The organism is Micromonospora sp. WMMD998 (genome assembly GCF_029581235.1).
GTDB lineage: Bacteria > Actinomycetota > Actinomycetes > Mycobacteriales > Micromonosporaceae > Micromonospora.
The window spans coordinates 5,087,402-5,112,795 of record NZ_CP120740.1; the positions used below are offsets into that span (position 1 = coordinate 5,087,402).

The 25,394-nt window shown below is 73.2% G+C and carries 15 protein-coding genes, 1 tRNA gene and 1 pseudogene; 8 read left to right on the forward strand and 9 right to left on the reverse strand.

The features are described 5' to 3' along the window. Positions 1 to 572: 572 nt before the first annotated feature. The 5 genes from O7619_RS22935 to O7619_RS22955 form a co-directional block, all read right to left on the reverse strand. Positions 573 to 1,928, reverse strand: coding sequence for an RICIN domain-containing protein (locus O7619_RS22935; RefSeq protein WP_282288908.1), 1,356 nt, complete (start codon positions 1,926 to 1,928; stop codon positions 573 to 575). Positions 1,929 to 2,100: 172 nt separating this feature from the next. Beyond that, positions 2,101 to 3,768 carry an RICIN domain-containing protein gene (locus tag O7619_RS22940; RefSeq protein ID WP_282283365.1) on the reverse strand — a complete coding sequence of 556 codons (1,668 nt, stop codon included), beginning with the start codon at positions 3,766 to 3,768 and terminating at the stop codon, positions 2,101 to 2,103. An 85-nt stretch (positions 3,769 to 3,853) separates the two neighbouring features. After that, the gene (locus O7619_RS22945; protein WP_282283366.1) at positions 3,854 to 4,486 is read right to left on the reverse strand and encodes an AbfB domain-containing protein; all 633 of its coding nucleotides are present in this window, start codon (positions 4,484 to 4,486) and stop codon (positions 3,854 to 3,856) included. Between the two features lie 142 nt (positions 4,487 to 4,628). After that, positions 4,629 to 6,041 carry a family 43 glycosylhydrolase gene (locus O7619_RS22950; RefSeq protein ID WP_282283367.1) on the reverse strand — a complete coding sequence of 471 codons (1,413 nt, stop codon included), beginning with the start codon at positions 6,039 to 6,041 and terminating at the stop codon, positions 4,629 to 4,631. A gap of 828 nt (positions 6,042 to 6,869) precedes the next feature. Further along, positions 6,870 to 6,953 (reverse strand) — tRNA-Leu (locus O7619_RS22955). A gap of 198 nt (positions 6,954 to 7,151) precedes the next feature. Between O7619_RS22955 and O7619_RS30180 the strand changes: the two are divergent. Then, positions 7,152 to 7,592: pseudogene (locus tag O7619_RS30180) on the forward strand (tetratricopeptide repeat protein); the annotation flags it as partial. Positions 7,593 to 9,031: 1,439 nt separating this feature from the next. Here O7619_RS30180 and O7619_RS22965 read toward each other — a convergent pair. Beyond that, on the reverse strand, positions 9,032 to 9,244 hold the full coding sequence (locus tag O7619_RS22965; RefSeq protein ID WP_282289004.1) for a hypothetical protein: 213 nt from the start codon (positions 9,242 to 9,244) through the stop codon (positions 9,032 to 9,034). A 157-nt stretch (positions 9,245 to 9,401) separates the two neighbouring features. Here O7619_RS22965 and O7619_RS22970 point away from each other — a divergent pair, with 157 nt between their 5' ends. The 7 genes from O7619_RS22970 (at position 9,402) to O7619_RS23000 (ending at position 19,777) form a co-directional block, all read left to right on the forward strand. After that, positions 9,402 to 10,319, forward strand: a complete 918-nt coding sequence (locus O7619_RS22970; protein WP_282288909.1) for a fibronectin type III domain-containing protein — start codon at positions 9,402 to 9,404, stop codon at positions 10,317 to 10,319. Between the two features lie 145 nt (positions 10,320 to 10,464). Then, positions 10,465 to 13,098, forward strand: coding sequence for a fibronectin type III domain-containing protein (locus O7619_RS22975; RefSeq protein ID WP_282283368.1), 2,634 nt, complete (start codon positions 10,465 to 10,467; stop codon positions 13,096 to 13,098). 27 nt (positions 13,099 to 13,125) lie between these two features. Beyond that, complete coding sequence (locus tag O7619_RS22980) at positions 13,126 to 14,121, forward strand: MoxR family ATPase (protein ID WP_282283369.1); 996 nt, start codon at positions 13,126 to 13,128, stop codon at positions 14,119 to 14,121. A gap of 2 nt (positions 14,122 to 14,123) precedes the next feature. Next, positions 14,124 to 15,278 carry a DUF58 domain-containing protein gene (locus tag O7619_RS22985; protein ID WP_282283370.1) on the forward strand — a complete coding sequence of 385 codons (1,155 nt, stop codon included), beginning with the start codon at positions 14,124 to 14,126 and terminating at the stop codon, positions 15,276 to 15,278. 68 nt (positions 15,279 to 15,346) lie between these two features. After that, positions 15,347 to 17,560 carry a DUF3488 and transglutaminase-like domain-containing protein gene (locus tag O7619_RS22990; protein ID WP_282288910.1) on the forward strand — a complete coding sequence of 738 codons (2,214 nt, stop codon included), beginning with the start codon at positions 15,347 to 15,349 and terminating at the stop codon, positions 17,558 to 17,560. Positions 17,561 to 17,683: 123 nt separating this feature from the next. Beyond that, positions 17,684 to 18,898 (forward strand): low temperature requirement protein A, encoded by a 1,215-nt coding sequence (locus O7619_RS22995; protein ID WP_282283371.1) that lies wholly within the window; start codon positions 17,684 to 17,686, stop codon positions 18,896 to 18,898. A 39-nt stretch (positions 18,899 to 18,937) separates the two neighbouring features. Next, entirely contained in the window at positions 18,938 to 19,777 is an 840-nt protein-coding gene (locus tag O7619_RS23000) for a DUF1028 domain-containing protein (protein WP_282283372.1), read from the forward strand. 7 nt (positions 19,778 to 19,784) lie between these two features. Here the strand turns inward: O7619_RS23000 and O7619_RS23005 are convergent, their stop codons facing one another. From O7619_RS23005 to O7619_RS23015, 3 genes are all read right to left on the reverse strand, one after another. Further along, entirely contained in the window at positions 19,785 to 20,456 is a 672-nt protein-coding gene (locus tag O7619_RS23005; protein WP_282283373.1) for a maleylpyruvate isomerase N-terminal domain-containing protein, read from the reverse strand. A 10-nt stretch (positions 20,457 to 20,466) separates the two neighbouring features. Beyond that, a complete protein-coding gene (locus O7619_RS23010) occupies positions 20,467 to 21,348 on the reverse strand; it encodes a phosphatase PAP2 family protein (protein WP_282283374.1) in 882 nt (293 codons plus the stop codon). Between the two features lie 364 nt (positions 21,349 to 21,712). Next, positions 21,713 to 24,610 (reverse strand): glycoside hydrolase family 48 protein, encoded by a 2,898-nt coding sequence (locus tag O7619_RS23015; protein WP_282288911.1) that lies wholly within the window; start codon positions 24,608 to 24,610, stop codon positions 21,713 to 21,715. Positions 24,611 to 25,394: the final 784 nt, after the last annotated feature.

Sequence of the window (25,394 nt, forward strand, 5' to 3'; positions counted from 1 at the left end):
GCCCGGCAGGCCGTCGCGGATGGCGAACACCACGTGGTCGAGTTGGTCGACCGCGATATCCCCCCGACTGGACGCGGCGATGCGAACGGACCGGTCAGGCGAACACACATCCACGTCACGACGGTGGCCGGCAGCCTCGGGAACAGAGGGCCCTCGCGACCCGGGAATCATCGGACTCGTCCTCTCCGGCCGGTCAAGTGAGCCACCGAGCTCAGATCGTCCAGGCGCCCGATGGAGGCATGCTCCCACCGCAACGCCGTCACGGCAGCGACCCTACCAACGGGCGTCACCAGCCTGCCGCCCTCAGTGATCACGACAAACCGGCCCTACCGATACCGTCGAAGCATCGACGCCCTTCCCCAGCCGACGCTCGACGAAATCGAGGATCGGCTCGTCGCGGTTACCGAGGGTCGACTCAGCCGGGACGAGGCCGACCGCTGGGCCGCGCGCTGGGTGACGGCGGCCCCGGTCGTGACCGGTCGCGCCGCCGCAGGCCGGGCCGGGCGGTCCCCCCGGGGGTCGGGACCGCCCGGCCCGCCCGGCGCGCTACGACGGCGCGGACGGGGGCCGGATCAGACGCTGATCCGGCCGGCCCCGGCACCGGCCGTGACGATGGACTTGACGGTGCAGGCGGTGTCGAGCTGGTACGCGTACGGGATGCTGGCCACGCTGCCGCCGGCCTGCCCGCTGCCCGAGTTGACGAAGCAGTTGTCGCGGGCGACAAGCGACCCGGGACCGGACGCTGCCTCGCCGCGATGGTAGGGGTCGGCGGTGTTCTCGAAGTAGTTCCCCTCGACCAGCACCCCGGCGTTCATCGTCGAGGCGACGCCGTAGCCGCCGACGTTGCTGTACAGGTTGTTGTAGACGTGCACCGGGTTGCCGAAGCGGACCCGCGGGTGGCGCTGGTTGGAGCCGTCGAACCAGTTGTGGTGGTAGGTGACCCGGAGGTGTCCGATGTCCTGGCTGCCGTTGCTGTCACTGTGGCCGAGCAGCATCGACTTGTCGTGGCCGTAGATACGGTTCCAGGACACGGTGACGAAGTCGGAGCCGCGCTTGATGTCGATCGCGCCGTCGTAGCCGTTGGTGAAGCTGTTGTGGTCGACCCAGATGTTGGTGGCCGACTGTTCCACGTTTATCGCGTCGTCGCTCCAGTTGCGGAAGTTCAGGTTGCGGATGATGACGTTGCGGTCACCGTTGACGGTGAAGCCGCAACCGAAGATCGTCGCGCCGGCGTTGCCGAGGATCGTCTTGTTGGACCGGACCCGCAGCATGCCGGAGCAGGAGATGGTGCCGGACACCCGGATGACCGCGGCGCTGGACGAGCCGACCGCACTGGAGAGCGCGGAGGCGGTGGTCACCGTGGTGGTCGCGGCGTTACCGCCGCCGGTGGTGCCGCCGTTCTGGGTGGCCCAGCCGACCAGACCGGTCTGCGGCGTACCGGGAGAACTGCCCCCGATCGGGACGAGCTGCCACTGTTGGTTCCATCCGTTCAGGTCGGCGTACTGGGAGATCCGACCGCCGTCGGCGGTGGACCACTCCCACACCTCCATGGCCTTGTTCGAGTGCCGGTTGATCAGACGGACGTAACCGCCGTCCGAGTCGAGGACCCGGAACTGCTGGTTGGTCCCGTTGAGGTCGGGCCACTGCCGGTATTCGGCGCCGTCGGCGGTGGACCACTCCCACAGGTCGACCACCTTGCCGCTGTTGCGGTTCTGCAACCGGTAGTAGCCGCTGCCGGAGCTGACGAACCGGAACTGCTGCCAGGCGCCGTCGTTGCGGGACCACTGTTGCAGGGGTGCGCCGTCGGCGGTCGACGTGTCGGTGACGTCGAGAACCTTGCCGCTGTTCCGGTTGACCAGCACGTAGTAGGCGTTGGTGTCGATGGATGCGGCCTGCGCCGAGGGCGACGCGACCACCACGCCGGCCATGCCGACGACGAGGGCACCGACGGCGGCGATCAGGGACCGCCGGCGTCGCCCGCGCCCGATCGGGGGGCTGGTGAGGGTCTGTGTCACGGAAATCCTCCTAGGGGACGGTGGCTGGTGGCGCCACGATTGGGGTTGTCGCCTTGTGGCCGGGCGCACCGCGGCGCCCAGCCGCTCAACACCACGTCAGGGTCGAGTTGACCCGGGTGACGTTGCTGATCGTGTTGTTCGACCCGCCACAGGGGCTCTGGGTGATGTTGGTGTTGGTGACGGTCAGGTTCTGGAAGCGGATGCCGGAGGAGATCGGGAACTCGCTCCGCGCGGCGATCCGCACCTCGCCGCCGCCCGTCACCGAGCCGGACACGCCGGCGATGGTGACGTTGTAGCAGTTCTCCACGAGGATCGAGTTGTTTCCGGTGTTGGCGATCGTCACCCGGTCGATGACCGCGCCACCGGACTCCGAGACGCAGAAGATCCCCCGGCCGCCGCCGGAGGCGATCACGGTGCCGACCCGGATGTTCGTCGGGTAAGAGTTGCCCATCCGGCCGTTGCGGTTGGCCATCCGGAACGCCGCGTATCCGGTCCCGGTCCCGGCGCCCTGCGCGTCGACCGTGCCCACGGTGGCGTTGATCGTGTCGTTGAGCAGCAGGCCGGAGTAGCCGGTGTTCCGCGCCGTGACCGTTCCGATCGTCAACCCGTCCACCCCGTACGTCTCCACCCCGTGCGCGCCGGTGCCGGACACGTAGACGTTGTCGATCCGCACGTTGCGCACCTTGACCGCCCGGTCGCCGCCGTGGTTGTCGATCCGCACCCCCAGGCCGCCCGAGAGCCGCATGTCGATCTGGCCCAGGGTCAGGTTGTTCACGTTGCGCATGAAGATCCCGTAGAGCGGCGAGCCGGTGAGGGTCAGGTTCTGCACCTCGACGTCGGTGGTGCCGCGCGAGTAGACCGGCGCGTAGTCGCCGGATCCCGAACCGGTCACGTTGATCGTGCCGCAGACCGCGAGCGTCGTGTACGACGGCAGCGACAACCGCGATCCCGCGCTCATCGAGCCGGAGCCGCGCACCACCACCCGCTGCTTGGCGGTGCGTCCCGCCGACAGCGAGTTCACCGCGGCCTGCATCGCCGACAGCATGTCCGCGCCCGAGTAGACGGTCGACGACCCGTTGCGCGCCGTCCAGGTGCCGCCGTTCAACACCGCCTCGGCCTGGTACGACCCGCTGCCGCACCCGGTGCCCGGCGGCGGGGTGGTCGGCGTGCCCCCGCCACCGACCCGCACCATCTGCCACTGCTGGTTGGCGCCGTTGAGGTCGGCGTACTGGCTGATCCGGGCCCCGTCCGCGGTCGACCACTCCCAGACCTCCAGGGCCTTCCCGGAGTGCCGGTTGAGCAGCCGGACGTAGCCGCCGTCGGAGTCGAGGACCCGGAACTGCTGGTTGGCGCCGTTGAGGTCGGGCCACTGCCGGAACTCCGCGCCGTCCTCGGTGTTCCACTCCCACAGGTCCACCACCTTGCCGCTGTGGCGGGCGCGGAGGCGGTAGTAGCCGCTGCCGGAGGAGACGAACTGAAACTGCTGCCACTCGCCGTCGTTGCGGGACCACTGCTGGATCACCGCGCCGTCGCTGGTGGAGGTGTCCCGCACGTCGAGGACCTTGCCGCTGTTGCGGTTGACCAGCACGTAGTAGGCGCTGGTGTCGATGGTGGCCGCGTGCGCCGGTGGCGCGGCCACCACGGCGACGCCGGTCGCGCCGGCCAGCGCCGCCACCAGGGCCAGTACCAGGCCGGCACGCCGGCCCCGGCGAGGCGGTGCCCCTGGGGGCGACGTCACTGAGGGGTCGAACATGGTGGAACCTTCCGGTAGGGCCGGCACGCCGGGCCCGGCGTCGGGTGGCGCGTCGGCGGGGCGAACGGGGTGACTCGCGTGACCGCTATTCGAGGTGGAAGGTGGCGGAGGCGCGGTCGGTGTTCGAGGTGACCGTTTCGAGGTAGAGCAGGCCGTCGCGGTGGCGGACGTACCGTCCGGGATAGTTCTGTGACTCCAGGGAGAGTCCGGCGCTGTCGGCCAGGCCGCCCTGCCGGTGGAAACTCGCGTCGCTGTCGAACAGGGTCGATCCGTCGTCGCGTTCGACGTAGAGGGCGAAGCCACGGTGGCGCAGGAAGTAGCCGGGGAAGTTGGCCGACTCCCACGACACCGTCCCGGCGCCGGCGAGACCGGGGACGATGCGGAACTGCGAGTCGGCCAGGTTCGTCACGTTCGGCTCGACCCGGGCGCGATAGTCGTAGTGGCGGATGTAGCTGTCGGTCAGGTCGTGTGCCCGCAGCCGGACCGGCGTGAACGCCGTCAGGTAGTAGTAGCCGTCGCTGTGCCGGACGATGTGCGGATCGGCCCGCTGGTTGACCACCGGGTTGGTGTGATTCACCGCGGGCGCGGCCTGCGCGGGCCCGCCCACCGGCAGACCGGCCGACACGGCGAGCACCGCGAGCAGCGCGGCCAGGATCGATCGGAGCCGCCAGGAGGCGGGGACGGTGACGGGCGGCGGGTCGACCGCCCGGTCGGCCACGTGGACAGGATGCTGGTGCGACATACGCACTCCCGATTGGTCGAGATCCTCGTCGGAGGAGGTGGCGTACCGGCGGCCCGGTGCGCGTGGCCCGGTCCCGGTCCCGGTGGTGGGCTCGCGTCCACCACCGGGACCCGCCAGCTCAGTAGACGTACGGCCAGGCGGCGGCGTCGTAGCCGATGTGGTTGATGCCGAGCAGCGATGTGCCGTTGTCGGCGTAGTAGTGGTAGAAGAGGAGGTCGCCGTCGGTGTCGGCGAGGACCGCCTGGTGGCCGGGTCCGTGCACGCTGCCGTGCGAGGCCAGGATCTCGGTGCCGCCGCCGGAGAGCATGTCCCGGCCGGCGCGGTCGACGAACGGCCCGGTCGGGTTCGCCGACCGGCCGACCATCACCCGATAGGTGCTGGCGGCGCCCTGACAGCAGCGGTCGAACGAGACGTACAGGTAGTACCACGAGCCGCGCTTGACCAGGACGGGCGCCTCAATGCCCGGACTGTAGGCCGCGAGGCTGTGCATCGCGCCGCCGAGCCGGCGTCCGGTGCCCGGATCGATCTCGATCACCTTGATGCCGGACCAGAACGAGCCGAAGGTCAGCCACCAGCGGCCCTGGTCGTCCACGAACAGATTCGGGTCGATGGCGTTGAAGGTGTCCGAGGCCCGCGACTCGATGACCAGCCCCTCGTTGGTCCAGCTCCCCGAGGCCCCGGTGGCACTGGTGGCCAGGAAGATCGCCGAACGGTTCGAACCGAAGGTCGACGCCGAGTAATACAGGAGGTAGCGCCCGTTGCGGTAGGACAGATCCGGAGCCCACAGGTTGCGCGCGCCGCCGGTGTACGTGGCGGTCCACGGCGCGCCGCCGGGGAAGACGGTGCCCGCGTTGCGGTAGGCGACCCGATCGGTGGAAGTCTTCAAGGCGATGTTGTCACCGGTGTGCGCGACGAGGTAGGTGCCGTCGGGTCGTTTCACCACCGTCGGGTCGTGGACGCCGCTGTCCCCGGAAACCGTCATGGGCCGCGGGTAGGCCGGCGGCGGGGTGCTCGGCGTCCCGCCGCCGAGGCGGATGAGCTGCCACTGCTGGTTGGCGCCGTCGAGATCGGAGTAACTGGCCAACCGTCCGCCGTCGGCCGTCGACCACTCCCACACGTCGATGACCTTGTTCCACTGCCGGTTCACGAACCGCACGAACCCACCGGCGGAATCCTGCAACCGGAACTGCTGCGTCGCCGACGACCGGTCGGTGCTCTGCACCAGAGTGATGCCGTCGCCGCCGCCGGGCAACTCCAACACCTTCCCGCTGTGCCGCGACCGCACCTTGTAGAACCCGCCACCGGCGTCGACGAACTGCCACTGCTGCACCGCGAGGTCGTTACGTGCCCACTGCTTGACCGGCGCGTTCTCCGCCGTCGACCAGTCGTAGAGATCCATCGCCTTACCACTGTGGCGATTCACGAACACGTACGACGCCGACGTGTCCACCGTCGCCGCCGACGCCGACGGCAGCCCGTGGGCCATCCCGGCGCCGAGCAGGAGCACCGCGGCGCCCGCGACCGTCCCCACCCGCCAACCCCGCGACCGCGACCTGAGCCGCGGCACTTGATCTATTCCTGTCGTCGTCATCGGATCCTCCTGTGACTGGCCCTCTCCGGCTCGCGACACGCGGTTCCGTAGGCCGGCCGAGCGGTGTGCGGTAACGGACATGCGATTGCCCGCTCCGGCAGCTCGGACGGCGCGACGCCTACCTGACCGGCGTGGGCAAACGCTAGCCACAACCATGGCATCCGTGTTACATCCGAGTTACTCATCGATGTTCACGCTAACAACGTGTGCTCGTCAAGACAACCAAGGCATCGAATGTTATCGAAATATTTCCGGTAAACAGCCGAGGCACCCTGCCGGTTCATGCACGAGGCGCCGATCTCACTCGCCCGGAACGCGGGGTTGCCGGGGGCGCTCCCCCGAGCCGCCACCTAACTTGCGGCCTAAATGTTAGCGATAACATCAAGCTCTCATGGTCTGTAGCCAAGTCCATGCCAACCAGCCGAGTCGCACACTTGCGTCACGCGGTCGTCGTCGCACGGGCAGCCCTCGACGTCGGAGCCGACCCCTCGATCGTCAGCAAGTGGATAGCCCAGACACAAGCCGAACGGACCCGGGCAGAAACCGAGCTGCACGCCGGGAGCTCCGCCGCACCACGCCGGATGACCCAGGCGGAGATCACCACGCTGGTCGAGGCCCTTGGAACATCGTCACCGCGCTCCGCGACGCGGACCCCGCCGACAAAGCCGAGGTCTACCGCCAGCTCGGCCTGCGGCTGACATACCACCCTGAAGCGCAAACGGTGCACGCCGAAACCGATCTCAGCGCGCACCGTGGGCCTATGGGTCGTGTCCGAGGGGGGACTTGAACCCCCACGCCCTATACGGGCACTAGCACCTCAAGCTAGCGCGTCTGCCATTCCGCCACCCGGACCTGCCATCCAGCCTACCTGGTCGGCCCCAGTGACTTTCACACCGGATGGGCCGGCCCGGCGGGCCGCACGGGGCATTACTGTACACGGCTCCAAACGATCATGCACATCACCATCAGAGCCCCATGTTTCCGCAGCTCACACCCCTCGCCTACCGGACGGGTAGCGCGCAACCGACGATTCCGGGCAGCATTGCTCCCGTGTCCCACCCCGCCCCGCTGACCGCCGCGCAACACCAGGCCCTGGCCCTCCGCGCCGCGGGCGACCTGACCAGTGCCCGCCGCCTGCTCGCCGACGCGATCACCGCGGCCCGACCGGCGTACGGCGAGGATCACCAGGACGTCCTGACCACCGGCCACCTGCTGGCCCGCCTGCATCGTGAGGCCGACGAGCCGGCCGCCGCCCGCCGGGTCCTGGAAGAGGCGTACGCAGCCGGCGAGCGCCGTCGCGGTGACGCCGACCCGGTGATGCTCGCCCTCAGCTTCGACCTCGCCGGGGTGGCGGAGGAGTTGGGCAACCGGCACGAGGCCCGCCGCAACTACCGCCGCGTGGCCACCGCCGGGCCCGCCGTGCTCGGTCCGGACCACCCGGCGGTACGCGCAGCCCGCCAGTACCTCGGCGGCTCCGCCGCCGCTCCCGCCGGTTATGGACCCCCTCCCGGCGGCTTCGCCCCCGCTGCCGGCGAGCACTCCGATCCGGCGCTGTCCGGGCCCACCGTGTCGCTGCCGGCGGTCCCGCCGTCGTACCCTCCCCAGCCCACCGTGCCGCCACCCGCTGCCTTCACGGCACCCGCCGCCGCGCCGGTGCCCGGCGCCGAATGGGCGCCGCAGCCGAGGCCGGCGTCCCGGGCGCCGTGGCCGGGGACCGCGTCCGACCCGGCAGCCCACCCCGCTCCGCCCCCGCTCCCCCAGAGCGACCCGACGTCGCTGCCCCGAAGCGCCCCGGCGTCGCTGCCCCGGAGCGGGCCGACGCCGCTGCCGCCTCCTCCGGTGGTCCCCACCTCGGCGCCTCCGGTCCGGCCCACCGGTTCGGACCGGCCGGCCAGTCCCTGGGCGCCCCCTCCGCCGCCGGTCGCCGACGCGGCCGGCGGTTCGTCGACGCCGCCCGGACAGGCCACCGCACGCTTCCCGGCGCCGCCGGCCACCGGCACCGTCCACCCGCAGCCGGTGCCCGCTCCCGGCGTGACGCCGGTGCCGCCCCGGCCGTCAATCGTTCCACCGCCGCCTCCCGGCCCGCCTGCCGCTCCCGGCCCGGCGGCGCGTCCCGGCCCGGCGGCGCATCCCGGTCCGCCTGCTCCTCCCGGTCCGCCTGCTCCTCCCGGCCCGGCGGCGCATCCCGGTTTACCGACGCCGATCGTCGGGGCGGGTCCACTGCCACCCCCGCCGGTCATCCCGCCGACCCGTCGGCCGTCGTCGCTCGACGGTTCCGGCGCACCTTCCCGGGCGGCGGCCCCGCTGTCTCCCGGGTCGACGCCGACCGCCCCGACGGCGTCGCCGTCTCCGCCCTCCGTGCCGCCCGCGCCGCGCGTCCCGACGCCGATCTCCGGTCCACCGGGGAGTGGAGTCCTGCAGCCTCCCCCGCCCGTTTCGGCCGCCCGACCGTTCCCGAACCCACCGGTCCCAGGCCCGATCCCAGCCGCGCCGATCCCAGGCCCGCCGATCCCAGCCGCGCCGATCCCAGGCCCGTCGATCTCAGATGCGCCGATCTCAAGCCCGCCCGTCTCGGGACCGCCCGTCTCAGGACCGCCGATCCCAGGGCCGCCCGGCTCAAGCCCACCGATCTCAGGGACACCGATCTCAGGGCCACCGATCCCCAGCCCGCCGGCGACCGGGGCGCTGCCGCCACCCGCCCCACCGGTCTCCCGTCCGCCCGTCCCGGCGCCGGCATCGGTCCCGCCACCTGATCGGACCGGCGTACCGCCCGGGCCGGAGACCGCCACGGGGCATCGGCCCGCGGTTCCGGCCGTCACGTCGCCGTCGCGCCCGGCCGACCAGCCCGCCGGCCCGGAGGTGGGTGGCCCCGGCCCCGGCCCCGGCCCCGGATCGGCAACGCCTGCCCCGGGCTGGGACAAGCCGACCATTCAGGTGCAGCAGATCGGCCCGTTGCTGCGGGAGGAAGCGGAGCGGCAGGCCGCCGCCTCGCCCATGATCGGCGCGACGAGCGAAGCGCACGCCGCCGGCGCACCGCCGGTCGGCGCACCGCCGGTGAGTGGACGCCCGACCCCGGTCAGCGGACCGCCCGTGAGCGGACCGCCGAGCAGCGCGCCTGCCGCCGCCCACCCGGTGAGCGGCACGCCGAGCAGCGCATCTGCCGCAGAAGCGCCGCCGGCCGGCTCCGCGGGCGCACCGCCTCCGCACCCCGTGGGCGAGCCACCCGGACCACCACCGGCCAGCGGCACCCCTGGGTATCCCGTCAGCGCACCGCCCGTCACCCCGCCCCCTGGACATCCCGTGAGCGGGCCACCCGCCGCACCCGCCAGCGCCGCGCCCGCCAGCGGCACGCCCATCAGCGGCACACCCGCGCCGCCGTGGGGCATGGTCGCGCCGCCGTGGAGCAGCGTGGCGCCGTCGCAGCCGGTCGGCGTCGAGCCGGCGTCGGACCTCACCCCGCCGGCGGACGACGAGGACGGCAGCACCACCGAGCAGGACCGGAGCCCCACCGGGTGGGACCCCGCCGTCGGGGCGAACGGCGACGACGGCGACCAGCACCGGAACGTCGAGGGCCGGGACGGGAGCGCCACCGGGGCGGACCGTCACCCCGGCGGGGACGTCCCGGACGAGGGTCGGGCGTTACCGGTCCACGACGGGTTGCTGGACGTTCCCGGACCGGCACGGCCGGAGCCGGCGGCGTACCCGGAGAAGGGCGCCTGGCCGGCGGTGCCGCAGGCGTTCCACCAGAGCGCCGCGTACCCGGTGGCGGAGGAGCCGGAGCGGCGCGGCCGTGACCGGACGATGCTGGCCGTGGTGGTCGGTGGTGCGGCGGTCGCGTTGGTGGCCGTGGTCGCCGGGGGCGCGGTGTGGCTGGGCCGGGACGCGCCGCCGCCCGCGCCGGCGCCCAGCGTGGCCAAGCCGAAGGTGACCGGGCCGCCCCCGGGTGACCTGCGGTTGCGGGACGACACCACCACGATCACGGTGACCTGGACCGATCCGACGGACGGCGGGGTGCCGTTCGTGGTCGCCGGTGGGCGGGCCGGGCAGAAGCTCGGGGTGATGGCCACCGTGGACGCCGGGCAGACCCGCTACACGGTGAACGGGTTGAGCGCGAAGCTTGACTACTGTTTCACGGTGCTCGCGGTCTACTCGACCGATTCGTACGCCACCTCGGGTCAGGTGTGCACGGACCGCGAGGGCGGTGCCACGCCGAACTGACCGACCACCTGCGACACGCTCGGTGTCCACAGGGAGACGGTGCGGGTTTCCCCTGCCCCGGCCGGCACCTATGATGGCTCCCGGCTCTGGGGAGGGTCGACCACGTGTGGCGTCCTCCCCCACCGACGCGGGGAGGCAGCCGGCTGTGACCACCATTGAGGACGTCACGACCACCGCCGGGCCGGAGGCGGCCCGCCCCCGGAAGCGGTTGCGTGGCGGGCTCGTCACCATCGGCACCGTGGCGGCGTTGCTGGCCGCGATGGGGTTGACGGTGCTCGGGCTGGGCGCCGCCGACAACGCGGTGGCCAACTTCGACTCCTCGTCCTGGCTGTGGAGCACGACGCGCAGCGAGCTGGCCCGGGTCAACGGCATCACCGCGCGGGTGGACACCCGGATGGAGGTGCCCGGCGGGCGGCGGCACCAGATGCTGGTGGCGCAGACCGACCGGCTGCTGATCCTGCGCGACCTCCACACCGGCCAGGTCAGCTCGCTCGACCTGGCGACGCTCCAGATCACCGCGACCACCCCGACCGCTCCGGGGCTCGGGGTCAGCGTGGCGTTGCACGAGGACGCGGCGTTCGTGGTGGACGCGGTGCAGGGCATCGTGCGGCAGCTCGACCCGCGGGCGTTGACGCCGGTGGGCGAGCCGGTCCGCTATCCGCCGGGCATCACCGGCGGGGCGTTCGACGGCGACGGGAAGCTGTGGGTCGCGGTGCCGAGCGAGGGCACCGTCTCGGCGGTCACGGCCGCCGACCTGCCGGCCACGCCGGGTGACGCGCCGCCCGCCGGGCTCAGCCCGAAGCGGGTGGAGACGTACGACGTGGCCGAGCCAGCGCACGAGCTGGTGGTGTCCACGCTCGACGAGGGTGTGGCGGTGCTCGATCGCACGTCGGCGTCGTTGGTGACGATCGTCGGCGGCCGGACCCAGCGGGCCGACCTGACGGTGACCGCCCCCGGCATCCTGCCGACCCGCAGCAGCGGCCCGCAGGTGCCGGTGACCGTAGCCGGTGACCGGTCGGTGCACGTGGTCCAGGACGGCCACGAGGTGCGGACGTTCACGGTGCCGGGCGCGGGCGTCCGGCTGACCCCGGCCGTGGCCTGGGCGGGGCGGTTCTACTGCGCCGACGAGGACACCGGGGCGGTCTACTCGTTCGACGCCGCCGGCCGGTTGGTGGAGACCATCGAGGGCTCCGGCCGGCCCGGGCCGATGGAGCTGGAGGTCCGCGAGAACCACCTGTTCATCAACCCGCCGGACTCGTCCACCGCGCAGGTGGTCGACGACCGGAACCGGGTCCGTGAGGTCAACAAGTACGCGAACGACGTGCTCGGCGGCGACCCGCCGCCGGCTCCCCCGCCGCCGCCCCCGCCGAAGAAGCCGAAGGTGAGCAGGCCGGGCGCGCCGAAGTCGGTCCGCGCCGCCGCCGGCGACGCCTCGGCCCGGGTGAGCTGGCAGCCCGCCGCGTCCAACGGCGCCGAGATCACCAGGTACGTGGTGGAGGGCGGCGGTCAGACCCACCAGGTGGGCGCGAACCAGCGGGCGCTGGAGGTGACCGGGCTGACCAACGGCGAGTCGTACACGTTCGCGGTGCACGCGGTGAACGCGAAGGGCGACGGGCCGGCGCGGCGCAGCAACCCGGTCGTGCCGACGGCCGAGGTGCCGGACCCGCCGGCGTCGGTGACCGCCGAGGCGCGACCGGACGGGACGGTCGTCGTGAGCTGGCCGGAGGCCGACGGGCAGGGCAACAAGGTGGCGCGGTACGCGGTGACCGCGACGTCCGCCGGGGCGAGCGCGCCGGCCGGCGAGTCGCCGAAGACGGAGCTGGTGGTGCCGGCGGGCCAGTTGGAGTACGGCACGCAGTACGCGTTCACGGTGACCGCGGTCAGCGACAAGGGCGCCGGATCGAAGGCGTCGCCGGTGAGCAACACGGTGGTGCCGTTCACGACGCCGAACGCGCCGACCGAGCTGCGCGCGTCCACGGTGGCCGACCAGCCCGGCACCGTCGCGGTGCAGTGGTCGCCGGCGGTGGAGAACGGCCGCCCGGTGACGGGGTACGTCGTGGAGGCGGCCGGGAAGACGGTCGAGGTGACCGATGTCAAGGCCACGGTGGGCGGGCTCGGCAACGGCCAGAACGTGACGGTGAAGGTGAAGGCGCTGAACGAGGCCGGTCCCGGCGCGGAGGCCACCACGACCGCCCGTACGGTGGCCGCGCCCCGGGTCACGGTGACCGGTTCGTCGGCGGACGCCACCTCGGTGACGGTGACGGTCACCGTGGACGCCGGCGGCGGAAAGGCCACCTGCACGGCGGCCACCGGCGGGAAGACGGCCAGCGGTGGCTGTTCCAGCCTGCGGGTGACCGGGTTGTCGCCGGGCACGGCCTACACGGTGACGGTGACCGCGACCAACGCGGCCGGCAGCGGTACGGCCAAACGAGCCCAGACCACCGACGCGCTCTACGGGATCGCGACCTGCCGCAACGGCTCCTCCGGCGCCGAGGCCACCTACTGCTCCCGGGATGTGCCGGGTGAGCGCAACGGCAACGAGATCTTCTCGGTGGCGGAGCAGGACAACAGCAAGCAGAAGGGCTGGGAGCCCAACGGTGCCCGACTCAAGGCCTACTGCAAGAAGAAGGGCGAAGAGGTCTACGCCTACATCTACAACAACGACAAGAAGAGCACCTGGTGGGTGCGCGTGGACCACAGCAAGGGCCGCGACTACATTCCGTGGGCCTGGCTCAACCTGGAGGGCGGCGACGACCTCGACCTGCTGCCCACCTGCTGACCGCGCCGGAGTCGAAAGGCACACCCCGTGAACACGCACGAACCGCTGAGCCAGCCGGAGGTGCAGGGCTTCGCCGCCCTGGCCGCCCGGTTGGCCGACAACGTCAACGCGGTCGTGCTGGGCAAGCCGCAGGTGGTCCGGCTGGCGCTCACCGCGCTGTTCGCCCAGGGGCACGTGCTGCTGGAGGACGTGCCCGGGGTCGGCAAGACCACTCTCGCGCGGGCGGTGGCGGCCACCGTCAAGGGTGAGTGGCGGCGGATCCAGTTCACCCCGGACCTGCTGCCCTCGGACGTGTCCGGGGTGACGATCTTCAACCAGGCCAGCCGCGGGTTCGAGTTCCACCCGGGGCCGGTGTTCGCGAACATCGTGATCGCCGACGAGATCAACCGGGCGTCGCCGAAGACCCAGTCGGCGCTGCTGGAGGTGATGGAGGAGCGGACCGTCACCGTGGACGGCGTACGCCATCCGGTGCCGCAGCCGTTCCTGGTGGTGGCCACGCAGAACCCGGTGGAGATGGACGGCACCTACCGGCTGCCGGAGGCGCAGCTCGACCGGTTCCTGGTGAAGCTCTCGGTGGGCTACCCGGACGAGGCGGTCGAGGTGGAGGTGTTGCGCGGCGCCACGGTCCGCTCCCCCGACTCGCTGACCGCGGTCACCGACACCGCCACGGTCGGCGAGATGGTGAAGATGGCCCGGCGGGTGCACATCGCCGAGCCGCTGTACGCGTACGCGGTGCGGCTGGCCGTGGCGACGCGGACCCATCCGCAGGTGCGGGTCGGGGTGAGTCCGCGCGGGGTGATCGCGTTGACCCGGGCGGCGTGCGCGTACGCGCTGATCGACGGGCGGGGCTGGATCATGCCGGAGGACCTGAAGGCGCTCGTCGAGCCGGTCTTCGCGCACCGGCTGCTGTTGACGCCGGACGCGCAGGTGCGGGGCGTCACGCCGGCCGAGGTGCTGCGTCAGGCGGTCGCCTCGGTGCCGGTGCCGCTGCCGTCGGGCCAGCCCGCCCCGGTGCACGGCTGAGCGTGGGGATCACCGCCCGTGGTGTCGGGTTGCTCGTCGCCGCCCTGGTGCTGCTCGGGGTGGGTTTCCGGTTCGCGTACCCGGAGCTGACCGTGCTCGGCGCGGCGGCCGGGGTGGCGGTGGCCTACGCCGGGGTGACGGCTGCCTGGCGGCCCCGCTTGGCGGTGGCGCGTCGGGCCGACCCGGACCGGGTGGCCCGGGGCGAGCCGGCGGCGATGGAGCTGGCGGTGCGCAACACGGGCCGGTTGCGGGCGGCGAACCTGGTGGCGGAGGACCGCTGCGCGGGCGCGCCGGTGCCGGTGCCGCTGCTGCGGTTGCGTCCGGGGCGGGACACGCGGGTGCGGTACGCGGTGCCGACGCACCGCCGGGGTGTGGTGCCGGTGGGGCCGCTGCGGGTGGTCCGCCGGGATCCCCTCGGGCTGGTGGCGTTGACCCGCGGCTACGGCGGCACGGTCGCGGTGTGGGTGTACCCGCGGATCCACCCGTTGTCCGCGGTGCCGACCGGGGCGGGGCGCAGCCTGGACGGGCGCGTCGACAGCGTGCCGCACGGGTCGATCACGTTCGACTCGTTGCGCGAGTACGTGGTCGGCGACGAGTTGCGCCGGGTGCACTGGCGGACCAGCGCCCGGGTGGGTGAGCTGATGGTGCGGGAGAACGTGGACACCAGCCTGCCGCGTCTGGTGGTGGTGCTCGACAACCGGTCGGCGGCCCATCCGGGGCGGGTGGCCGGGGTGGCGGAGTCGTTCGAGTCGGCGTGTGAGGCGGCGGCGTCGGTGGTGGCCGCGGCGGTGCGGGAGGACCTGCCGGTGCACCTGCTGCTTGTCGCGCCGGCCGAGGTGGAGCCGGCGGGGGCGGCCGGGCCGCTGGACCGGCTCGCCGCGGTCGAGTTGGCCGGTGGCGGGGTGGAGGTGCTGTCGGCGGCGACGGGCCGGCTGCGGCAGGACCGGCTCGGTGACACGCTCGTCTTCCTCACCGGGCCGGGCGCCGCCGGGGAGTTGGGGCACGTGGGCGCGCTGCGCGGGGCGTACCCATCGGTGGTGGTGGGGATATTCGGCGGGTCCGCGCCGACGGCGGCCGGCGCGTCGGGCCTGGTGGTGCTGGACGCGGCGGACGGCGCGGCGTTCGCCGCGGAGTGGGACGGGATCCGCCGGTGGTGACCGTGTCGCCGCCGCGCCCGGCCGCGGGGCCGCCGCCGACCCCGACGCGGGGGTGGGCGGCGCGGGCGCTGCGGGCGGCGCCGGTGCCGGTGGCGCTCGTGGCGCTGGTCGCGCTGTCCGCCGTGGTGCTGGGCCGGGTGTACGCGGATCCGCTGCTGACCCGGCTGATGGTCGGCGCGGCGGCCGGTTCGGTGCTGGTGAGCGTGGCCGCCCGGCGGTTGCCGTCGTGGCAGGTGGCGCCGTTGTCGGTGGCCGCCCTGGCCGGTTGGACGCTGCTGTCGCTGCGGCTGGCGGCCAGCCACGCGGCGCTGCCCGGCGGGCTCGGCGAGGTGGCCGCGGACGCCGCCGGCAACGCGATCCCCCGGCTGCTGACCGCGATGATCCCGGTGGAGCCGACCCCGGACACCGTGCTGCTCCCGGTGGTGGCGGCGTGGCTGGCCGGGCTGACCGCCGCCGAGGTGGCGCTGCGGGCCGGCCGGGTGTTGCTGGGCTACCTGCCGCCGGCGCTGCTCTACGCCGGCGCGCTCTACGTGGTCGGGCCGAACGCGGCGCCGGCGGTGGGCCCGACGGTGCTGTTCGCGGCCGTCGCGGCGGCCGGCCTGGCGGCCACCGGACGACCGGCCGGTCCGGATGCCGCCGATCCGGTCACCGGGGGAACCCCGGCGGTACGCGCGGCGGTGCGGCTGCGGCCGGCGGTGGCGAGCGCGGGCGGGTTGGCCGTGGTGGTGGCGCTCGCCGCGCTGCTCGCCCCGGTGGTCGCCGGTCAGGTCGACGACCACCCGGTCGACCCGCGCCGCTATGTGGAGCCGCCGCGGGTGGAGTCGCTTGACGAGAATCCGCTGATCCGCATCTCCGGCTGGGCGTTGAACCCGGACCAGCGGCTGCTCGACGTGCGTACCGTCGCCGGTTCGACCGGGGGCGGGCCGCCGCGGATCCGGCTGGCGGTGCTCAGCGACTACGACGGGGTGACGTGGCGGGTGGGTGCCACGTACCGCAACGCGGGGCGGATCCTGCCGGCCGTCGAGCCGCCCCCGGGCGCCACGACCGACGTGGTGCGCCAGGAGATCACGGTGGCGGACCTGACCGGGCGGCTGCTGCCGGCCGTGCCGACGCCGCGTGAGGTGGGCGGCGCGCGGGTGGCGTACGACCCGGCGAGCGGAACGCTGATCCGGCCGGAGGGGCTCGCCCCGGGGCTGCGGTACGACGTGTCGTCGGTGCGGGAGCGCCCGGACCCGAACCTGGTCGCCACCGCGGACGTGCCGGCCGGGGACGCGGTGGCCCGGGTGCTGCGGGTGCCGGACGGGGCGCCGGAGCAGGTGCGCCGGCTGGCCACCCAGCTCGCCGAGGAGAACGGGGCGCCGTACGCGCGGGCGGACGCGATCGCCACGTTCCTCGCCGAGCACTATCGGGTGACCGCCGACGCGCCGAGCGGCCACGCCTACCCGAACCTGACGTTCTTCCTGTTCGGTCCGCGCAACGGTGGCGGGCAGCGGGGCACCTCGGAGCAGTTCGCGGCGTCGTTCGCGGTGCTCGGCCGGCTCGCCGGGCTGCCCACCCGGGTGGTGGTCGGGTTCGCGCCGGAGGCGGACGGGCCGGTGCGGGCCGCCGACGCGTACGCCTGGCCGGAGGTGCTGTTCGAGGGTGTCGGCTGGGTGCCGTTCGACCCGATGCCGCGCCCGGACTCCGAGCCCCGGCCGGTGGAGGAGGACTTCCGGCCGCAGCCGGAGGATCCGCCGCCGTCGGAGGTGCCGGCGCCGACCGGGGAGCCCACGGCCACTCCCCCGGCCACCGGGTCCGCGCCGGACCGGGCCCGTGGCGGTCCGGGTACGCCGGTGCTTGTCGGCGGCGGCGCTGGCGGCCTGCTGGTGCTGGTGGGCGCGGTGCTGGCGGCGTTGGCCGCGATGCGCCGCCGGTTGAGCCGGTCCCGGCTGGAGCGGGGTGATCCCGGCGGGCGGGTCGCCGGCGCCTGGCGGGAGGTGACCGACGCGCTGCGCCTGGCGGGCCGCCCGGTGGGCGACGACCTGGCGGCGGCGGAGGTGGCCGAGCGGGCCCGTCGTGCGCTCGCCGATGCCGGGGCCGGTGCGGCGGCGGGCGGCGCGGTCGGCGAACTCGCCGGACTGGTGAACCAGTCGGCCTTCGCGCCCGGAAGCATGACTCCCGGACAGGCGGACCGGGCGACGGCGCTCGCCTCGGCGTACGGCGACGCGCTGCGCGACGCGCGGCCCCGCTGGCGGCGGATGTGGTGGCGGGTGCACCCCGGCCCGCTGCGCTGGCGGCGCTGACCGGTCGGGGCACGCGGGCGCGTCGGAGCACGATCGCCGGGGCGATCCGCGCGATCCGCACCGCGAGGCCGGGCAGGAGTGTTACGACTGCCGGGTGGATGCGACCGGGGGCGGGCGACGGCGGTGAGGATCGCCGAGCCCGGCGCGCTGCGCGCCACCGACGACGACGGGGAGCGGGCCACGTTCCTGGAGCTCTTCTTCGACCTGGTCTACGTGTTCGCGCTGACCCGGATCTCCGCGCGCGCGTACGAGGACCTGGCGTTGCAGGGGGGCCAGAGCAACTGGTCGGCGGTGACCGGCGCCGGCAAGACGCTGCTGTTGCTGCTCGCGCTCTGGATGCTCTGGCAGGGCACCGCGTGGACCACCAGCCGCTACGACCCGTACCACCTCTGGCTCCAGGTCATCGTGGTCACCGCGTTGGTGGCGGCGATGGTGATGGGGGTGGCCGTCCCGCGCGCGTTCACCGGCGGGGCCGGCCTGACCTTCGCCGTCGCGTACGTGGTGGGGCAGGTGGGCCGTTCGGTGATCCTGCTGCTGGTGCTGCGCCGGCAGCAGTACCGCCGGCTGAAGCTGCGGATGTTGCTCACGTACAGCGTGTGCGGGGTGTTCTGGCTGGCCGGCGCGGGGGTGTCGACGAATGCCCGGGTGGTGCTCTGGAGCACCGCGCTGGTGATCGAGTATCTCGGCAACCGGTTCGGCTGGCCGGTGCCGGGGCTCGGTCGCTCCACCATCTCCCGGTGGGACATCCACGGCAAACATCTGGCCGAGCGGTACCAGCAGATCTTCCTCGTGGCGATCGGCGAGACCATCCTGGTCGCCGGGCTGACCTACACCCGCTCGACCGCCGGCTGGCCCAGCACCGTGGCGTTCGCCGCCGCCCTGGCCACGTCCGTGCTGATGTGGCGGATCTACGTGCAGCGGGCCGGGCAGATCCTGGGCGAGGCGGTGACCGGGGCCGAGCATCCGGCCACCGTCGGCCGCTCCGCCGCCGACACCCACATGGTCATGGTGATCGGCGTGGTGGCCACCGCGATCGGTTACGAGCTGTCCATCGAGCACCCCGCCGGGCACAACGAGTTGCCGTGGCTGGCCATGGTCCTGGGCGGGCCGGCGCTGTTCCTGGCCGGCCGGGCCCGCTTCGAGTACGAGGTGTTCGGCCGGGTCTCCCCGTCCCGGCTGCTGGCGATCGCCGCGCTGCTGCTGCCGGTGCCGCTGCTGACGCAGGTCGCGCCGCCGCTCGCGGCGAGCTGGGCGGTCGTGGTGCTGGCGGCGGTGGCCGTGGCCGACCTGCGGCGGGCCTGGGGCCGTCCACCGGAGGCCCACGCGACCCCGTTCTAAGCCCCGCCGGCGGCCCCGGGCCCGGGCTACGATCCGCGCGTGACCTTCTCGCTCGTCGCCCGTTCCGCCGACGGGCACCTGCACGGCGTGGCCGTGGCCAGCCGGTTCCTCGCCGCCGGGGCGTTGGTGCCGGCCGCCGAGGCGCGGGTCGGGGCGGTCGCCACCCAGGCGCACGCCAACCTCGCCTACCGGGCGCAGGCGCTCGCGCTGCTGCGCACCGGCGTCACCGCCGCCGACGCGGTGGCCGGGCTGGTCGCCGCCGACCCCGGGCGCGACGACCGGCAGCTCGCCGTGGTCGGCGTCGCGGGCGCGGGGGCCACCTGGACCGGGCCGCGCTGCCATCCGTGGGCCGGCGGCCAGGCCGGCGACGGCTGGGCCGCGCAGGGCAACATCCTGACCGGCCCGCAGGTGATCGACGCGCTGCGCGACGCCTGGCTCACCGGCACCGACCTGCCGTTCCCGCAGCGGATGCTGGCCGCGCTCGTGGCCGGCGACCGGGCCGGCGGCGACCGGCGCGGCCGGCAGAGCGCCGCGCTACTCGTGGTGCGACGCCACGGCGGCTACGCCGGCACCGGGGACGAGTTGGTGGACCTGCGGGTGGACGACCACGCCGACCCGGTCGCCGAGCTGCGCCGCCTGCTCGACCTGCACACCATGATCTTCGGTCGCCCCGACCCGGCCACTCTGCGCGACCTGACCGGCCCGCTCGCCGTCGAGGTGGCGGAGCTGCTCGCCGCCGCCGGGCACCCGGTCGGCCCGGCCGGCCTGGACGACGCGCTCGCCGCCTGGTCCGGCCTGGAGAACCTGGAGGAACGCTTCGTGCCCGGCCGGATCGACCCGATCGTGCTGGACCACCTGCGTCGTGCCGCGGCGGGCTGACTCCGGCTCAGCCGCCGAAGGCGAGCCGGCGGATGCCGGCCGCCGCCAGCGCCGCCGGCTCCGCGCCGGTCAGCGGCAGCCGGCCGGTGGCCTTGCGCAACACGGTGAGCGCGTCCCAGCCGAGCCGGTCCGGCAGCGGCCGTCCGGTGGTGAGCACGTCGACCACCACGGCCGCCGCGGCCGGCGTCGTCCAGGGCGGCCGGTCCAGCGCGTCGGCCAGGTCCAGGCCGTGCACCGTCACCTCCACCACCCGGGTACGCAGGAACTCGGTCAACGCCATCGCGTCGCCGTGCCGGGTGCGCACCACCCGGCCCGGCGGCTCGGCGGCCACCGCCGCGTCGGTGGCCCGCCAGGCCCGCCCGAACTCCCGTGCCACCTCGACCGCGCCGGGATGTTCCCGCGCCGCCGCCCGGGCCCCGTCGATGCGTTCCCGGTCGACCGCCGACGCGAACTTGGCCGCGCCGAAGTAGCCGGACGCGGTCACCTCCGGCCGTGGCGGCGCGGGTTCGGCGAGCATCGCGACCAGCCGGCCGGCGCCGGTGTGGACGTGCGCGAGCAGGTCGCGTACCCGCCACGGTGGGCACGGCGTCGGCCGGTCCAGGGCCGACCCGTCGAGCCCGTGCAGGATCCGCTCCAGCCGCTCGCACTCGACGCGGAACGCCGCCCGGACCGGCTCCATCGCGGCTCGCTCAGCCCTTCCAGCGGGGCACCAGCCGGTGCACCACGGCGAGGACCAGCGCGGCCACCACGGCGATCGTGCCGGCGATGCCGGCCGCGCTGCCGGCGTACCCGATGAAGAGCGGACGGCGGCCGAGCGCGTCGACGGCGACCGTGGAGTGGTCGACCAGCCAGGACAGTGCCAGCGCGGAGACCAGCAGGGCCAGCGCGCCGCCACCGCCGAGCACGGCGGCGGCCAGCCGGTGCGCGTCGCCCGGCTCCACCACGGCCCGCTCCCGCTGGAAGACCAGCAGCACCAGCCCGGCGGCGGCGGCCCAGGCGCCGACCAGCAGGTACGCGGCGACCGCGTCGCTGGGCCGGTGCCAGCCGGCGGAGAGCGTGGCCACGCCGGCGGCGGCGGCGTAGCCGGCGCCGAGGAACGCGCCCGCCACCCGCACCTGCCGGGGCAGCACCAGGATCAGCGCGATCGCCACCGAGGCCGCCACCGTGGTGTGGCCGCTGGGCAGGCTGTTGCCGGCGGCGGCCCGTTCCGGGTCGATGCCGAAGTCCGGTCGGGTCAGGAACTGTTTGAGCACCTGCGTGCTGAGGTTCGCGCCGGCGATCAGCAGCGTCGCGGTGACGGCGAGCGCCTTGCGGCCCCGGATCAGCGCGATGAAGCCGATCACCGCGGTCGCGGCCAGCAGCGACACCACCGACATGGCGTTGAGGAGGATGTCCACCGGACCGTCGACCCGGTCCTGGCCGATCTGGTTGCCGGTCAACGCGACCGTGTCCAGCCACTGGCCCAGGTCGGTGTGCACGGCGAAGCGCCACACCATCAGGAACGCGGCCGTCTGGGCCAGGGCCAGTACGACCAACCAGACTGCCGTCCACCCTCTTGCCGTCTCCCGCACCCGGACAACTTAGCGGTCGGGCCGGTGCGGCGCGCGTCGGAGCGCCTCGGCAAGGGTGGGCGGTCCCGAAAAAAATAGTGGAGAGGCCGCCACGGGGGGAGCGGCCTCTCCGTCAATTACGTTACTCCGTCCGCGCCACGGATGTGATCCCGTGGAGCGCTGAATTTTCCGTGCCTTTTCGCGTCATGGGTCGCCCCGCGCGGAGTGGTGGGCCGGTCCGTCCGCTGCGTCGGCCGGACGGCCGGCCCACCCGGCCTGACCGTGGGTGTCAGGCCGTCCGCCGGCCCGGCCGCTCCGTTCCCCCATCGGCCGGGTCGACCTCCCCCGTGGACGGGTCCTCACCCGCCCACGGAGGAGTTGTCACCTATCCCTGCGGGAAGTAGGTGCCGTAGTCGGCGTACGCCATGGCGACGTCCGCCTGCGCCCAGAACCGGTGGTAGTTGAAGACCGGCTCCGCTCCGCCGTCCAGGTACGCCTGGACCTTCGGCCACTCCGGGTCGTTCTTGTAGAAGGACCGGATGTCCAGGAAGCTCTTGCCCGGGGCGATCACGTCGCCGTTCGGCATCTTCCCGGTCCAGCCCGGCGGGATGTAGAGACCCTGGCCGTCGGAGGCGTTGTAGACGTCGTCGAACCGCTTGTAGTCGCCACGGGTCTCCGGCATCGAGACGCCCTTGCTGTCGGCGGCGGCCGAAAGCGCGTCCAGCAGACCCTTGGCGGTGGTCTTCGCCGCGGTGTTGCCGGACTTGGCCGCGTACGCGATGAGGGTGCGGGCGTAGGCCGCGGCGACGCCGACGTCCTGGCCCTTGACCGTCACCTCGACGTGCAGGTTGGTGTTCGGCTGCGGGCTGCTCGGGTTCCAGTTGGCCGGCTGGCCGGTCCACTTCATGTCCGACGGGATGGACCAGTTGGCGCCGGTGGTGGTGTTGGCGATCGCCCACGGCACCCACTTGTCGAGCAGGGCCTTGGCCTTGGCGTTGCCGGTCTGCAGGTACAGCTCGGCGATGCGCTCCATCGACCACGCCTGCATGCCGAACCACTGGTTCGACGGCGGGTCGTTGTAGACCGGGTCGACGTCGTAGAACATGCCGTAGAAGGTGGCGGTGCCGGCCGGCGGGGTGCCGTAGTTGCCGTCCCAGCTGTTGGTGGCGCCACCGGCGATGCCGCCCTCGGCGGACTGCAGCCAGGTGTAGAACTCCAACTGCCGGTCCATGCTCTTCTGCCAGTCGGAGACCGCGGTCGGCGACTTCGGCTTCAGCTCCGAGATGTTCGTCATCGCCCAGGCCGCGAACGGGTTCTGGTAGCCGAAGTGGCTGTGGCTGGAGCCGATCCGCCACGACCAGTTCTGCGACGTGTCGTACGCGCCACCCCAGGCGTAGTACCAGGAGAGCAGGTAGTGCGCCGAGTCACGGCCGCTGGCGGCCGGGCAGGACGACGCGCCCACGCAGTTGCCGATCTTCTTGAAGTACTTGTCGAACAGCGCGTAGCGCAGGTAGTCGCCCATCTTGGCGGCCTTCGCCACGGTGGCCGCGACGTCGGCCTCCTTGCCCTGCGCCTTGGCCCAGGTCAGCGCCCAGTAGGCGGCCTGGACGGCACGCGCGTCGGCGTCCGGCGCGTTCGTGTACTTCCACTGCTTGGCCGGGGCGCTGGACTCCTTGACGAACAGGTCGAGGTAGCCGTTCGGGCCGCCGTGCTTGAACGTGTCGCAGGACGGCTGCGGCACGGTCTCCCACACCGACTCCTGGGTGCCCCGCTGGAACGTGTTGATGTAGGCCGGCTTGGTGGTGCCGTCGCCGCAGCGACCGAAGCCGTAGGTGTTGTCGACGTCCATCAGCCAGTGCATGCCGTAGATGTCGCCGGTGCCGTAGGTGGACTGCAACTCCGAGCGCAGCGGGTCCTGGCCGACCGGGACGCTCGCCTCCAGGGCGGACGGGTACTGGCTGGGCAGGTTGTGCTCGGCCGCGTACTGCGGGGTGCCGGGAGCGCCCGCGGTGGGCTGGTCGGCGTGCGACGGGATGATGTACTTCTCCATCACCGTCCAGGAGTTGTTGAACGGGCTCCAGTTCTGGGTGATCCGGCCGTACTGGGCCTCCAGCCAGATCCAGAAGCTGAACGCCTCCGAGGTGGTCTCGTGCCCGTGGTCGGGCGCCTCGACGATGAGCGTCTCGATCGAGTGGTACGGCACGCCCTCGGGGCTGAAGTAGCCCGAGTTCTTGATCTTGCCGTACTGGTCGAGGAACTTCTTGATGTAGGCGTTGTCACCGCCCGGGCTGTCGTTGTCGACCTCCGTGGCGACGACCGAGACCGAAGCGACGCCGGTGGCCGACGCGGCGATGGTGGCAGTGCCACTGACCGTGTCGGCGTCCTCCGCGGCGGAGACGGTGGCGGTGACGCCGGTGCTCCAGTTGCTCGGGGTGAGCGTCAGCGTCGACGGCGAGACGGTGATGTCGCTGTCACCGGTGACGGCGAGGGTCACCGGGACGTTGCCGCTGGGCGCCGCGCTGAGCGTGTACCGGACCGTGGCGCTGCCGCCCTCGTCGACGCTCACCGCCGACGGCGTGGCGACCAGCTTCGGCCCGGTGGCCGCGCCGACCGTGAACGACTTCTCCGCGGTCGCGGTACCGCCGGCGTTGTCGTACGCCTTGGCCTGCACGGTGTAGCTGCCGGCGGGAAGGCCCTGCAGGTCGTAGCCGTACGGGGCGGTGGTGTCGGTGTTGACGAGCATCCCGTTGCGGTAGAACTCGACCTTGCTGATGGTGCCGTCGGGGTCGCTGGCGGTCGCCGTGAGCGGCACGTCCGCCGGGGCGGTGAACGGGCCGGCCGGCACGCCGAGGGAGACCGTCGGCGGCTGGTTGGTGGAGGCGCCGTTGCAGGCGACGCCGTTGAGCGTGAACGAGGTGGGCTTCGGGTTGCTGCCGCTGAACGAGCCGTTGAAGCCGATGTTCGTGGAGGCGCCGCTGGGCAGGCTGCCGTTCCACGACTCGTTCGTCGCGGTCACGTCGCTGCCGGACTGGCTCCACTTGGCGGACCAGCCCTGGGTCACCCGCTGGCTGCTGTTCGGGAAGGCGAACTTCAGCGACCAGTTGTTCAGCGCGTCACCCAGGTTCTTGATGGTGACGTTGGCGGTGAAGCCGGTGCTCCAGTCGCTGGTCGCGTAGGTCACGTCGCAGGCGGGGGCGGCCTGCGCGGCGCTCGCGGGCAGGCTCACCCCACCGATGGCGAGGGCGGTGGCGGCGAGCATCGCTATGCGGCGACGCCTGGCCATGAGTCTCATCTGGGCGGTGTCTCCTCGGACCGGGCCGGGACTCTCGGGTCCCGGCTGGGCGCCTCCACGCGCCGACAGGCGTACGCGGGGGGACGGAGGCGTCCGGAAAGGTGGTCGTCCCGGCCGTGCCGGGGATCGGGGCGCCGCACCGGTTTGTCACCGGGTGCCCTCGGCGGCCCGTGCTCGCGCGAGCTGGCTCCGCGTCGCGTATCGAAAGTCTGCCATGGAAGCGCTCCCACCACAATGGCCAGGGCGGACGCCCACTTCCATGTTTCGATCTCGTTTAGGGGCTTTCACAAAGCCGTGACGGGCGTTACAGTCGCAGCATCGCCGATGGGAGCGCTTCCATCGACGGAGATTGTAAGTACTGAATAGCCGGGGACACCCGTTCCCGGCGTATCGGCCCAGTGGCCGACGGCGATACCAGCCCGGACGCCGCCGCCGGCCATCACCCGCCAGACGGAGGGAGGTGGAACCAGAGCCACTCGCGTGGCCCGGCTCCCGCGCGACACGCACGACGGACGCCAATTCCATGTCGTGTGTGTGTGCATCTCGGTGGGGACGGGGGTTGCCCTCCCCCGTCCCCACACTAAACCCCCGTTGTCGACGGCAAAAGAGGCCGACGGGACAGGCGTGTGACGCCACCCGGACGGCCTTTCTCGCTATCTGCCCCACCTCGCCGCTCGCCCCAGCCCCCCGAGCGACACCCGCCCACCAACTCCGGCCGCCCGCCGGCCGCGCCGCGCCATGCGCCGCGACCGCCGGATCGAGGCCGGCCGCCTCC

Bases quoted from the DNA above. Each gene is read 5' to 3' on its own strand.
- O7619_RS22935 (WP_282288908.1), bottom strand. From the start codon at position 1,928: ATGGCCGGCGTGGTGGTCGCGTCGCCCTCGGCGCAGGCCGCATCCATC.
- O7619_RS22940 (WP_282283365.1), bottom strand. From the start codon at position 3,768: ATGTTCGACCCCTCAGTGACGTCGCCCCCAGGGGCACCGCCTCGCCGG.
- O7619_RS23005 (WP_282283373.1), bottom strand. From the start codon at position 20,456: ATGGAGCCGGTCCGGGCGGCGTTCCGCGTCGAGTGCGAGCGGCTGGAG.
- O7619_RS23015 (WP_282288911.1), bottom strand. From the start codon at position 24,610: ATGGCCAGGCGTCGCCGCATAGCGATGCTCGCCGCCACCGCCCTCGCC.